The organism is Streptomyces sp. NPDC029292 (genome assembly GCF_055569295.1).
Window position 1 is genome coordinate 80,071 of the sequence record NZ_JBVHXR010000006.1, and the last position, 12,241, is coordinate 92,311.

Annotated in this window: 11 protein-coding genes; 1 reads left to right on the forward strand and 10 read right to left on the reverse strand. The window is 70.0% G+C overall.

The window, feature by feature from the left end:
• Positions 1 to 2 precede the first annotated feature (2 nt).
• The 3 genes from ACZ4WS_RS15540 to ACZ4WS_RS15550 are packed head-to-tail and all read right to left on the reverse strand — an operon-like array spanning position 3 to position 3,611.
• Positions 3 to 743 (reverse strand): HAD family hydrolase, encoded by a 741-nt coding sequence (locus ACZ4WS_RS15540; protein WP_467980661.1) that lies wholly within the window; start codon positions 741 to 743, stop codon positions 3 to 5.
• Entirely contained in the window at positions 743 to 1,195 is a 453-nt protein-coding gene (locus ACZ4WS_RS15545) for a glyceraldehyde 3-phosphate dehydrogenase NAD-binding domain-containing protein (protein ID WP_467980663.1), read from the reverse strand. Before ACZ4WS_RS15545 ends, ACZ4WS_RS15540 begins: the two co-directional genes overlap by 1 nt.
• A gap of 31 nt (positions 1,196 to 1,226) precedes the next feature.
• Complete coding sequence (locus ACZ4WS_RS15550) at positions 1,227 to 3,611, reverse strand: phosphoketolase family protein (protein WP_467980664.1); 2,385 nt, start codon at positions 3,609 to 3,611, stop codon at positions 1,227 to 1,229.
• A gap of 61 nt (positions 3,612 to 3,672) precedes the next feature.
• Here ACZ4WS_RS15550 and ppk2 point away from each other — a divergent pair, with 61 nt between their 5' ends.
• Entirely contained in the window at positions 3,673 to 4,476 is an 804-nt protein-coding gene (gene ppk2 / locus ACZ4WS_RS15555) for a polyphosphate kinase 2 (RefSeq protein ID WP_467980666.1), read from the forward strand.
• Between the two features lie 5 nt (positions 4,477 to 4,481).
• On the opposite strand, the gene ACZ4WS_RS15560 is transcribed toward ppk2, so the two are convergent.
• From ACZ4WS_RS15560 to ACZ4WS_RS15590, 7 genes are all read right to left on the reverse strand, one after another.
• On the reverse strand, positions 4,482 to 5,363 hold the full coding sequence (locus ACZ4WS_RS15560) for a universal stress protein (RefSeq protein ID WP_467981086.1): 882 nt from the start codon (positions 5,361 to 5,363) through the stop codon (positions 4,482 to 4,484).
• A 5-nt stretch (positions 5,364 to 5,368) separates the two neighbouring features.
• Positions 5,369 to 6,391: a zinc-dependent alcohol dehydrogenase gene (locus tag ACZ4WS_RS15565; RefSeq protein WP_467980667.1), complete on the reverse strand. Its 1,023-nt coding sequence runs from the start codon at positions 6,389 to 6,391 to the stop codon at positions 5,369 to 5,371.
• 21 nt (positions 6,392 to 6,412) lie between these two features.
• Complete coding sequence (locus tag ACZ4WS_RS15570; protein ID WP_467980669.1) at positions 6,413 to 7,357, reverse strand: universal stress protein; 945 nt, start codon at positions 7,355 to 7,357, stop codon at positions 6,413 to 6,415.
• 161 nt (positions 7,358 to 7,518) lie between these two features.
• Complete coding sequence (locus tag ACZ4WS_RS15575) at positions 7,519 to 8,148, reverse strand: hypothetical protein (protein WP_467980670.1); 630 nt, start codon at positions 8,146 to 8,148, stop codon at positions 7,519 to 7,521.
• Positions 8,149 to 8,427: 279 nt separating this feature from the next.
• Positions 8,428 to 10,167: a SulP family inorganic anion transporter gene (locus tag ACZ4WS_RS15580; protein ID WP_467980672.1), complete on the reverse strand. Its 1,740-nt coding sequence runs from the start codon at positions 10,165 to 10,167 to the stop codon at positions 8,428 to 8,430.
• A gap of 215 nt (positions 10,168 to 10,382) precedes the next feature.
• On the reverse strand, positions 10,383 to 11,573 hold the full coding sequence (locus ACZ4WS_RS15585; protein WP_467980674.1) for an acyl-CoA dehydrogenase family protein: 1,191 nt from the start codon (positions 11,571 to 11,573) through the stop codon (positions 10,383 to 10,385).
• Positions 11,574 to 11,794: 221 nt separating this feature from the next.
• Positions 11,795 to 12,169, reverse strand: coding sequence for a four-helix bundle copper-binding protein (locus ACZ4WS_RS15590; protein ID WP_467980676.1), 375 nt, complete (start codon positions 12,167 to 12,169; stop codon positions 11,795 to 11,797).
• Positions 12,170 to 12,241: the final 72 nt, after the last annotated feature.

The following is a 12,241-nucleotide window of genomic DNA, read 5'->3' on the forward strand; positions in this document are numbered from 1 at the left end:
CCTCAGTCCTCCTGTGCGAGTAGCTCCGCAAGATCGTCGACGACCAGGTCCGCGCCGTGTTTCAGCAGCGCGGCCCGCGTCTCGGGGGTACCGGCCCGGTCCACGCCCACGACGAGCCGGAAGCCTCCGCGTCGCCCGGCCTCGACTCCGGCGAGGGCGTCCTCGACGACAGCCGCACGGTCGGCGGGGACGCCGAGGCGGCGGGTCGCCTCCAGGAAGAGGGCGGGGTCGGGCTTGCCGGGCAGGCCCAGCCGAGCCGCCTCACCGCCGTCCACCATGACGTCGAAGAGGCCGCGTACTTTCGCGCGGTCGAGGAGTTCACCGGCGTGTCGGGAAGCCGAGGCGGCCGCCAGCGGAATCCCGGCCGCCCCCAGGGCGCGTAGCAGCCGGACCGTGCCTGGATAGGCGTCGACTCCCTGGGCCCGCAACCGCTCCGTGAACAACCGCTCCTTGTGGGCGGCGACCGCCTGGATCTCTGCGTCGGTGGGCCGCAGTTCCCGGGCGCGGAGAAAGGCCGCTGCCCCGTCGAGGCGCGACTTGCCGTCGACGTACCGCAGGTAGTCGTCCTGGACGTCGAAGGGGCGCAGGCCGCGCAAGCGCGGAAAGGCGTCGAAGGCCGTTTTCCACGCGGCGGCGTGCACCCGCGCGGAGTCGGTGATGACCCCGTCGGTGTCGAAGACCACGGCTGCGGTACCCCGCAGTACGCGGGGTACCGCAGCCGTTCCGCTCTGCTCTGTACTCATCAGTCGTCGGCCACCAGTGCGGTGAGGTCGAGGAGCCGGTTCGTGTAGCCCCACTCGTTGTCGTACCAGCCGAAGACCTTCACCAGGGTGCCGTTCCCTTGTGTCAGAGCGGGGTCGAAGATGCAGGACGCGGGGTCGCGATCACGGAAGCGGCCGGTGGACTCGACGACGATGTCGGCGCCGTAGTCGGCCCAGTGGAGGGCCGCCGGGCCCGGTTCGGCGGTGACGGCGATGCGCCGGCCGTCGACGGTGATCGAGCTGTCGTCGTGGCTGACCTCGCGTCCTATGTCCCCGAACGTCGAGTCGTGCTCCAGAAGGTGGGCCAGGGTGGCGGGCGGGGCGATGTCGTTGACGGCGACCAGCTCGACGTACTGGGTGCCCGCTTCCGCCCGGTTCGGTGCCGCGCGCAGACAGGTGCGGCCGAAGCCGTTGATGCCGACGCGTACGGTCATGGCGATGAACTCCTCTATGGCATAAGGGCTTTCAGGCGCTCCAGGTCCAGTCGGCGACCTCGGGCAGGTCAGTGCCGTGTTCCCGGATCCAGGAGTGGTGCCGGGTGCGGGCATCGGCCATCTGCTGGCGTACTGCGGCGGCGCGGACGCCGAGGCCGGGAACGCGGTCGATGACGTCCATGACGAGGCGGTAGCGGTCCATGTCGTTACGGACGACCATGTCGAACGGCGTGGTCGTGGTGCCCATCTCCTTGTAGCCGCGGACGTGCAGGTTGGCGTGACCCGTGCGCCGGTAGGCGAGGCGGTGGATCAGCCAGGGGTAGCCGTGGTACGCGAAGATCACCGGCTTGTCGGTGGTGAACAGCCCGTCGTACTCGAAGTCGCTCATCCCGTGCGGGTGTTCCTCGCGCGGCAGCAGTCGGGTCATGTCGACGACATTGACGACCCTCACGGCGAGTTCGGGCAGTTGGCGGCGGAGCAGGTCGGAGGCGGCCAGGATCTCCAGGGTGGGGACGTCGCCGGCGCAGGCGAGGACGACGTCCGGTTCGCGGTCCCCGTTGGCTGAGCCCGCCCAGTCCCAGATTCCGGCGCCGCGGGCGCAGTGGACGCGGGCCTGGTCCATGGAGAGCCAGTCGAAGCAGGGCTGCTTGCCTGCCACGACGACGTTCACGTAGTCGCGGCTGCGCAGTACGTGATCCGCCACGGACAGCAGGGTGTTGGCGTCCGGCGGCAGGTAGACCCGCACGACCTCGGGGCTCTTGTTGAGGACGTGGTCGACGAAGCCGGGGTCCTGATGGGAGAAGCCGTTGTGGTCCTGGCGCCACACGTGCGAGGTCAGCAGATAGTTGAGGGAGGCGATCGGAGCGCGCCACGCCAACTCCCTGGACGTCTTCAGCCACTTGATGTGCTGGTTGACCATCGAGTCGACGATGTGCACGAAGGCCTCGTAGCAGGAGAACAGTCCGTGCCGGCCGGTGAGGAGATAGCCCTCCAGCCAGCCCTGGCAGAGGTGTTCGGAGAGGATCTCCATCACCCGGCCATGGCGATCCAGGTGTTCGTCCACCTGGAGGGTCTGCGCCTGCCAGGCCTTGCCGCTGGCGGCGAAGACGGCTTCCAGCCGGTTGGAGGCCGTCTCGTCGGGGCCGACGAGACGGAAGTCGCGACGCGCCCAGGTGTCCTGCATGACTTGTTCGAGAAGGTCGCCGAGCACCCGGGTGGGCTCGTGCAGGGTGGCGCCCGGCTTGTCGACGGGCACGGCGAAGCGGTCGAGGGACGGCATCGGCAGATCGCGTAGGAGCAGGCCGCCGTTGGCGTGCGGGGTGGCGCCGAGGCGACGCTCCCCTTCGGGGACACATGCGACGACATCGGCGACCGGCCGTCCCTGCGCGTCGAAGAGCTCCTCAGGACGGTACGAGCGCAGCCAGGTCTCCAACTGCCGCAGGTGATCCGCGTTTTCACGGACCCCGGCCAGCGGGACCTGGTGGGCGCGCCAGGTGCCCTCGACGGGCAGGCCGTCGACCTCGACGGGTCCCGTCCAGCCCTTCGGCGTGCGCAGCACGATCATCGGCCAGTGCACGCGCTCGGACACACCGTCCTCGCGGGCCGTGCGCTGCATCAACGCGATGCGGTCCAGCGCCTGGTCGAAGGCGCCGGCCATGGCGCGGTGGACCTCCTGCGGGTCGTCGCCGGTGACGTGGATCGGCTCGTGCCCGTATCCCCGCAGCAACTCGTCGAGCTCGGGCTCCGGGATGCGGGACAGCACCGTCGGGTTGGCGATCTTGTAGCCGTTGAGGTGGAGGATCGGCAGCACGGCGCCGTCATGGACCGGGTCGAGGAACTTGTTGGAGTGCCAGGACGCGGCCAGCGGGCCGGTCTCCGCCTCGCCGTCACCGATGACGCAGGCGACCAGCAGGTCCGGGTTGTCGAAGGCGGCTCCGTACGCGTGCGCGAGGGAGTAGCCGAGTTCCCCGCCCTCGTGGATCGAGCCGGGTGTCTCCGGCGCGACATGGCTGGGCACGCCGCCGGGGAAAGAAAACTGCCGGAACAGCTTCTCCATGCCCTCCGCATCCCGTGTGATGTCCGGGTATGTCTCGGAGTAGCTGCCCTCCAGCCAGGAGTTGGCCAGCACCGCGGGCCCGCCGTGGCCGGGACCCCACACGCACAGCGCGTCGAGACCGCGGGCCTTGATGACGCGGTTGAGGTGGGTGTGGACGAGGTTGAGGCCGGGCGAGGTGCCCCAGTGGCCGAGCAGCCGGGGCTTGATGTGCGCCGGTGTCAGGGGCTCGGCCAGGAGTGCGTTGGCCATCAGGTAGATCTGGCCCACGGCAAGGTAGTTGGCTGCCCGCCAATGGGCGTCCAGGGTGCGCAGTTCCTCGTCGGTCAGTACGGTGCTGTCCTGGTGTTCGACCTTGGGCATGGTGACTCCGTAAGTCATCGAGGCACGTCATTGAAGTACGTCATCGAGCGGAGGAGGCGGCATGGCCGGCAAGAAGACGGCGTCGTTGCCCCGTACGGCGTACGAGCGGGAGCTGCTCCGTCTGCAGACGGAGCTGGTGAAGCTTCAGGAGTGGGTGCGGACCGAGGGCGCCCGGCTCGTGGTGGTGTTCGAAGGGCGGGACGCGGCGGGCAAGGGCGGCACGATCAAGCGGGTCGCGGAACACCTCAACCCGCGGGTCGCGCGGACCGTCGCGCTGCCCAAGCCGACGGAGCGCGAGCGCACCCAGTGGTACTTCCAGCGGTACGTCGAGCAGCTGCCGGCGGCCGGGGAGATCACGCTGTTCGACCGGAGCTGGTACAACCGCGCCGGTGTCGAGCACGTGATGGGCTTCTGCACGAAGGAGGAGTACCAGCTGTTCCTTCGCCAGTGTCCGATCTTCGAGCGGATGCTGGTGGAGGAGGGGATCCTGCTGCGCAAGTACTGGTTCTCGGTGAGCGACGCGGAGCAGCAAAAGCGGTTCCGGCGCCGGCTGAAGGACCCGACGCGGCGCTGGAAGCTCTCCCCGATGGACCTGGAGTCGATCACCCGCTGGGAGGCGTACTCCCAGGCCAAGGACGCGATGCTGGTGCACACCGACATCTCGGAAGCGCCGTGGTTCGTCGTCGAGAGCGACGACAAGCGCCGGGCCCGGCTGAACATGATGGCCCACCTGCTCGACTCCGTTCCTTACTACGAGGTGGCCCCGCCGGTCCTGGAACTGCCGCCGCGGCCACCGTCGACCGGCTACGTCCGCCCGCCTCGTGACCTGCAGACGTACGTCCCCGACCACACGGCGAACCTCTGAGCCGCTCATACTCGTTGAGGTACGACGGCGACCGGACAGGCGGAGTGGTGCAGGACCGCGTGGGCGACCCGGCCGAGCTGGAGTCCGAAGTGCCCGTGGCGCCGCCGGGCGCCGACGACGAGCAGATCGGCGTCGGCCGAGGCGTCCAGCAGCACCCTGTGTGCGGGACCCTCGACGGTCCCCCGGCGCAGCTCCACGGACGGATGATCCGCTGCGGCTTCGCTCAGCGCCGACTCCAGGATCTCCACCGCCCGCTGCTCGTGCAAACGGGCAGGTTCTCCCGCGAGCAGGGGGTGGTCGGTCGTCTCGTGCGCGGGGCAGCGCCAGGCCCGGACCGCTTGCAGGCCTACTTTGCGGGCCTCCGACTCCTGGAAGGCGAAACGCATGGCCGCCGACCCGTGCGGCTCGTCCCCGACTCCGAGGACGATGCGCTGGTGTTTCCCGGCCTTGGCCTGGTTGTCGTGGCTGCCACGCAGCACGATCACCGGGCAGTCGGCGCGGGCAGCCACCGCGAGACTGACCGAACCGAGCAACAGCTCGGCGATGCCGCTGCGGCCACGCGACCCGACAACCAGCGCGGTGGCCTTTCGCCCCTCGTCCAGCAGCACGCTCACCACGTCGTCGGGCAGGACGTCGGCGGAGACCTTCACATCGGGGTCCCGGCGATGAGCGCGTCGCGCGGCGGCGTCGACGATGTCTTCGGCCATCACCTGCTCCGAGGGCCTGTCCAGCCCCTCGGCGAGCGAGGCGCCTTCGTAGCGCTCCCACAACGAGGCGTACACCAGCCGCAGTGGCACCCCGCGCAGCGCGGCCTCGTCCGCCGCCCAGTCGACGGCACGCAGGCTGGGCTCGGAGCCGTCGACACCCACGACCAGGGGCAGCTCCACGGCCCTCACGGCCCTTCACCGAAGTCGAAGACGATCCGGGCCTTGATCTGACCGCGCAGGACCTCGTCGATGGACTCGTTGACGGAGGCGAGGGGCCGGGTCTCCCGGATGACCCTGGTCCGGCCCGCCGCGTGCAGATGGAACACCTCGGCCAGGTCCTGCCGCGTGCCGACGATGGACCCGATCACGGAGGTGCCGCCCAGCACCGTGTCGAAGATCGGGACCTGGATCGTCCCGTGCGCCGGCAGGGCGACCATAACCAGCTTCCCGCCGCGCCGCAGACCGGAGTACACCGCGGAGAACGCGGCCTCGTTCACCGCGAGCGCGAGGGCGGCATGCGCACCGCCGTACCGCTTGAGCACCTCACCGGGGTCGTGCTTCCGGGCGTCGATGACGAGGTCGGCACCGAGCTCGGCGGCGAGTTCGAGTTTCTCGTCGGTCACGTCGATCGCCGCCACGGTGGCGCCGGCGATCTTCGCGTACTGGACCGCCAGATGGCCCAGCCCTCCCACACCCGAGATGGCGACCAGCTGGGTGGGCCGGACGTCAGCGACCTTGAGTGCCTTGTACGTCGTGACACCCGCGCAGGTGAGCGGGGCGGCGTCGAGCGGGGAAATCGCGTCGGGCACCGGCTGAGCGAAATCGGCCCAGGCAAGCATCTTCTCGGCGTACCCGCCGTCGCAGCCGTATCCGGTGTTGATCTGCTGCTCGCACAGCGTCTCCCAGCCGGAGAGGCAGTGCTCGCACCGTCCGCAGGCCTTGCCCAGCCAAGGCACGGCGACGCGCTGCCCAACCGCGAGGTGGGTGACGCCGTCTCCGAGTGCCTCGACCAGGCCGACGCCCTCGTGGCCAGGGACGAACGGTGGGCTCGGCTTCACGGGCCAGTCGCCGTGGGCGGCGTGGATGTCGGTGTGGCACAGCCCTGAGGCCTCCACCCGGATGCGGACCTGGCCCGGACCGGGCTCGGGATCGGGGCGCTCCTCGATGACCAGGGGCTCGCCGAAGGCTCGTACGACCGCTGCTTTCATGCGCTCTGCTCCTTGCGAGGGTCAGTCGTGCGGGACGACGGCGACGGGGGCGGTGGCGTGGTGCAGTACGGCGTGCGTGACGGGCCCGATGTGCGCGCCCAGCGGCGAACGGCGGATGCGGCGGCCCACGACGACCAGGCAGGCCTCGCGCGAGGCGTCCACCAGGTGGTTGGCCGCCTTGCCGGACAGCGAGTCCTCGGCGACGTCCACCGCGGGGAACTTCTGCCGCCACGGCCGCAGTACCTCGCTCACCGCGGCGGATTCCTCTGCGGCGATCTGGGCGTTCATTGCGAGGTCCGGGGGCATGCCGTACGCGATGTAGGGCGGCTCGTTCCAGCCGTGGACGACACGCAGAGAGGTGCCACGCAGGAGAGCCGCCTCGAAGGCGAAGCCGATCACGGTGTCGTCCGGGTCCACGGCGTCGAGACCCAGCACGACGGGCCGGAAGGGGGCCGAGGCCGAAGGGATGCCGGCTGGGTCCGTCGTGTGCTCGTCGGCGGCCTGTTCTCCGGCCCGTACGAGAACGACGGGGCGCTCGGCGTGCGCCACGACGGCCAGGCCGACGGAGCCGACCATGTAACCGCCCACTCCGCTCATTCCGCGGGAGCCGAGAACCAGCAGCTCGGCGTCCTTCGCGGCACTGGGCAGCACCTCTGCGGGCCGCCCCGAGAGTTGCTCCATGACTACGTCGACCCCTGGGTGCCGCGTCCGGATGCCGTCGGCCGCTTCGCGGGGGATCCTCCCCCAGCCTTCGGCCGGGGGTGCCCCCATCTCGCTTCGCTCGCTCCAGTGCTGGTGCGTCTCGGCTCCGAGGAGCGGGGCCTGAGCGATGGGCTCCGGTGCCGGCTCCCGGACGTGGACCACCTTCAGCGGCAGTCCGCGGAGCTTCGCCTCACGGGCCGCCCATTCGGCGGCGGCCCGGCTCTCGGGCAAGCCGTCGAAACCTACGGTGACGGTGCGGGGCATCGTCTCCACCTCCTGAATCGGGCTATCCGATTCCAGCGTCGTGTCGTGGGGGTTCGTGGTGCAGGGGCCGCAGGTCCCCGAAAGGTGCCGATCGGCCCTATGGACCCGCGGCCGGTGCGGGAGGACGGGACCCTGTCCGGGTGCCGCCCTCCCTTCCATGGTCAGCGCAGCCAGCCGTTGCCGCGAACGAACGGCAGCTTGGCCCAGAGCTTGCCGACGCCCAGGGTGTCGCCTGCCGAAGCCAGCGCCAGGGCGATGAGGACGACGGCGTAGATGAGGTGGTAGTCCGCGAACGGGTTGGTGGACATGCTGGCCGAGCCGTCGGACAGGTGCTTGGCCGGCGGCCACTCGGCGATCCACATCAGCGCCATCATCGCGGTGCCCGCGACAGCGGCCGGCCGCAGGGCAATCCCGCCGATCAGGGCGAGCCCGATACCGAGCAGACCGGCCATGAACAGCCAGTCGGCCCAGCCCGCTCCGGCCCAGTCGTGGAAGGTGGACGCCATCGGTCCGGCGGCGACGCCGCTGAGGAAGCCCTTGGTGGGCGAGACCCCGTCGATCCAGCCCTTGCCGGACGGGGTGGCGTAGCCGAAGCCGAAGGTCTTGTCGAGGAACGCCCACAGGAAGACGAATCCCGTCAGCAGACGGAGCGACGCGAAGGAGTAGGCCCGCAGGGTGTGTGTGTCGGTGCTCGCCGACACGGCGGACTCAGAGGTGGACGCGGTCCGGTGCCCACGCCAGGAGGGCAGGTGGAACCCCGGGCTCCGGTGAGGGTGCTCGTGCACGGCCATGGCGGTGATCCCTTCGGGAATCGGAGGTCGCCGGACCGGTGTCCGACAACGCTCACTCTGGGGGCGCGGGGTGGTCCGTGCCGGATGCCGAAGGTCCGTGGCGGTGGGGCTGAACGGCCCTCTCTGCAGGGCCTGTTGGGCTTGCCGTCCAGGCTTCGCTCGTGGCCCTGCGACGGAGGTACCGGCCCACCACGCCCGGAACACGACTCGACGACCCGCGCGCGCTTGTGTACGACCCGCACGCCGCGCTGCGCGTGCCGGCCGTACACAGGGGGAGAACTATTTCTGCCTCGTCCCGTGAGAGCCTCCGCGTCGATGCCACTCCAGGTAGGCGGCCATGGCCGTGGGCAGAGTCGGGAAGATCCGGTCGGCGCCGATGGTCCGGGTCAGTCCGAAGGCGTCCAGATCGTCGAGCAGGTCCTGCTTGACGCGGGCGAGCACGAAGACGATGTGGCGCTGCTCAAATTCCTGGCGCAGGGCGTCGACGGCGTCCAGCGCGGTGATGTCCACCTCGACGATGGCCTCCGTGTTGAGGACGAACCAGTCGACAGGACCTTCGTGTTGGTCGACCGCCGCCAGCGCCCGCCGTTTGAAGTCCTCGGCGTTGGCGAAGAACAGGGGCGAGTCGTAGCGGTAGACGAGCAGGCCGGGGACCGTGTTGGCCTGCGGATAGTCGTCCACGTCGTGCATGCCGGCCAGGCCCGGCACCAAGCCCTCGATCGCGTCGTGCGGGCGGGCCACTCGGGTGAGCAGCTCCGCGACCGAGAGGCCGACCGCCACGAGCACGCCGTACAGGATGTCCAGGGCGAGCACTCCGGCCAGGCAGCCCAGGGCCAGCAGCAGCTCCCGGCGCCGGAAGGCGGCCAGTCGCCGGAACCCGGCCAGATCCATCATGCGGACGGCGGCATAGACGACCAGGGCGCCCAGAACGGTCGTCGGGGTGTGCGCGAGGAGCGGGCTGAGAAAGAGCAATACGGCGAGGACCGCGGCGCAGGCGACGAGTGAGTACGCCTGGGTACGGCCGCCGGCCGAGTGCGCGAGGGCAGTGCGACTGGCGCTACTGCTGACGGGGAGGCCGTGCAGTGCGCCCGCTCCCAGGTTCGCCGCACCCATGGCCAACAGCTCCTGGTTGGGGTCGAGTTCATCGCCCCGCGGCGCGAAGGCACGCGCGGTGAGGATGACATCGGTGTATCCGACGAGGAGCACGCCGAGCGCCGGCAGCACCAGTTGCGGCAGGTCACCCGCTGCCGGCAGGCCAGGTCTTGGCAGTCCGGCCGGTACCGCGCCGATGACGGCGATTCCGCGGTCCTCCAGTCCGAAGGCCGAGACGGCCGCGGTGCCGAGCACCACGGCCAGCAGCGGACCCGGAACATTACGGAAGAACCGCGGAACCGCGAAGAGGAATGCGATGGCCGCCACGGAGAAGATCACCGTGGCGGGATGGACTTCTCCCAGATTCCTTACGAAGAAGAGCAGTTGAGGAAAGAACTCGGACCCCGAGGTCCTGACACCGGTGAGTTTGGGCAGCTGGTCGACGATCATGATGAGCGCCACGCCCGTCATGTAGCCGACCAGGATCGGCCGCGACAGGAGGTCGGCGAGGAAGCCCAGCCGCGCTGCCCACGCGACCAGGCACATCAATCCGACCACGACGGCAAGGCCGGCGGCGAGCGCGGCGTACTCGTCCGGGTCACCCGCGGCAAGCGGCCCCACCACGGTGGCCGTCATCAGTGCCGTGGTGGACTCGGGCCCGACGGACAGCAGCCGCGACGAGCCCAGCAGCGTGTACAGCAGCAGGGCGGGGATGATCGCCCACAGCCCGGCGACCGGCGGCAGTCCCGCGAGGCCCGCATAGGCCATCACCTGCGGAACGAGATACGCCGCGACGGTCACTCCGGCCAGCAGGTCACCGCGGACCCACGAGCGACGGTAGCCGGCCAGTACAGCAAGACCGGGAGCCAGCCGCCGCACGAGCCCGCGTCGGCGTTCCCCGGCGACCGCGTCTGGGCGCTCGGACATGGGGCTCCCTTCGTCACCCCCTTCAGCATCGCCCCAGGGTCAGTCCGCCGCGAGGGCCGGTCGGCCCCGTCCTGACGGCGGAACACCCGGGACCTTGCCGCCCCGCGAGGCGCAGAGGCACGGCACTGAGCGGCCCGCAATGGGGAGCGCGCCGCAGGTTGCGCCGAACGACCCCTCTCCGGGCCCGGGCGGCCTGAAGTGCTCGTCGCAGCCCGTCAGCGCCGAACGCGCGGCATTCCCAGACCGATCCACGAGATGATCTCGCGCTGGATCTCGTTGTTCCCGCCGCCGAACGTGAAGATCACCGCCGACCGGTAGCCGCGCTCCAGTTCGCCGTGCAGGACCACACCCGCGGAACCCTCCTTGAGGACACCGGGCGCGGCGACGATCTCCATCAGCCAGGCGTAGGCGTCCCGGCGCGCCTCGGAGCCGTACACCTTGACGGCGGAGGCGTCCTGCGGGGTGAGCGTGCCCTCCTGGACGGCGTTCACCATCTGCCAGTTGAGGAGTTTCATGGCGTCGAGCCTGGTGTGGGTCTGGGCGAGCCGGCGGCGCACCCACGGGAGGTCGACGACGCGGCGGCCGTCGGCGAGCTTGGTCTCCATCGCCCAGCGCTGTACGTCGTGCAGCGCGCGGATCGCCATGGTGCCGTGGGCGGCGAGGGTGACCCGCTCGTGGTTGAGCTGGTTGGTGATCAGCCGCCAGCCCTTGTTCTCCTCTCCGACGCGGCGGGAGACCGGGACGCGGATGTTCTCGTAGTAGCTCGCGGTGGTGTCGTGCGAGGCGAGGGTGTTGATGAGGGTGCAGGAGTAGCCGGGGTCGGAGGTCGGCACGAGGAGCATGGTGATGCCCTTGTGCGGCGGGGCGTCCGGGTCGGTGCGGACGGCCAGCCACACCCAGTCCGCGGTGTCGCCGTTGGTCGTCCAGATCTTCTGCCCGTTGACGGTGTAGTGGCCGGTGACCTCGTCTCCCTCGCGTACGGCCTTCGTCTTGAGCGCGGCGAGATCAGTCCCCGCGTCCGGCTCGCTGTAGCCGATCGCGAAGTCGATCTCACCGGACAGGATTTTCGGCAGGAAGTAGGCCTTCTGCTCGTCCGTGCCGAACTGCATGATCGTCGGGCCGACGGTGTTCAGCGCCATCAGCGGCAGCGGTACGCCCGCCTGGGCGGCCTCATCGAAGAAGATGAACTGTTCCATGGGGGTCAGCCCGCGCCCGCCGTACTCCTTGGGCCAGCCCACGCCGAGCCAGCCGTCGGTGCCGAGGCGGCGGATGGTTTCACGGTAGAACCGCTTCTGCGCCGCCGGGTCGCCGTACCGGGCGTAGGCGTTGATGGGCACCAACTCGGCGAAGTAGCCGCGCAGTTCGGTCCGCAACTGGTGCTGCTCTGGCGTGTATTCGAGATGCACGGCGCCTCCTGGCTCCCAGTGGCTGAGCTGGTTCTCCCCGGCTTGACGGCGCACAGAGTAGAACGCGTTTCAGAAATTGGGAATGCCGATGCCGCTCACCCTTTGCCGGTGCCGCAAGCGTGGGACGGACCGGCTGTCGCGGGCCGGACGTCCGCTCATGCAGCCGGGCTGAACCCTGCCCCTCCCTCAACTCCACAGCCGAGTCCAGCCCGTGGCCGTTCTCAGCTCAGTGTGGCCATGAAGTCCGTGCAGGCCTGGGCGCATGCGCGGCAGGCCTTCACGGTGTCCTCCGCCCCGGCGCACCGGTCGAAGACGTGCGCGCACTCGAGGCAGGCTGCGCGGCACCACTCCACCTGGACACGGATGCCGGCCTCGTCCCGGTGGGGCTGCTCTGACAGCACATGGCAGGTCGCGTCGCACACTTCCGCGCACAAGATGCCTTTGCGGCGCAGGAGTTCCTGGTCCTTCGGCCCGTCCGGGTCCAGGAGGCTCGCGCGCAGCGCGCAGGCACGGGCACATTCCGTGCAGGCCTGAGCGCAGGCGAAACGGTCCTCCAGGAACCGGAAGAGCTCTTGCTGGGATGTCGTCGATGTCACAACACGCGGGTAGCCGAAGGGAATCGTGTCAAACCCGCAGCCCAGCAGACGACGCCTACGCGCCCGCCGCCT

Coding starts and splice junctions, on each gene's coding strand:
- ACZ4WS_RS15540 (WP_467980661.1), bottom strand. CDS start 743: ATGAGTACAGAGCAGAGCGGAACGGCTGCGGTACCCCGCGTACTGCGG.
- ACZ4WS_RS15545 (WP_467980663.1), bottom strand. CDS start 1,195: ATGACCGTACGCGTCGGCATCAACGGCTTCGGCCGCACCTGTCTGCGC.
- ACZ4WS_RS15550 (WP_467980664.1), bottom strand. CDS start 3,611: ATGCCCAAGGTCGAACACCAGGACAGCACCGTACTGACCGACGAGGAA.
- ppk2 (WP_467980666.1), top strand. CDS start 3,673: ATGGCCGGCAAGAAGACGGCGTCGTTGCCCCGTACGGCGTACGAGCGG.
- ACZ4WS_RS15565 (WP_467980667.1), bottom strand. CDS start 6,391: ATGAAAGCAGCGGTCGTACGAGCCTTCGGCGAGCCCCTGGTCATCGAG.
- ACZ4WS_RS15570 (WP_467980669.1), bottom strand. CDS start 7,357: ATGCCCCGCACCGTCACCGTAGGTTTCGACGGCTTGCCCGAGAGCCGG.
- ACZ4WS_RS15575 (WP_467980670.1), bottom strand. CDS start 8,148: ATGGCCGTGCACGAGCACCCTCACCGGAGCCCGGGGTTCCACCTGCCC.
- ACZ4WS_RS15580 (WP_467980672.1), bottom strand. CDS start 10,167: ATGTCCGAGCGCCCAGACGCGGTCGCCGGGGAACGCCGACGCGGGCTC.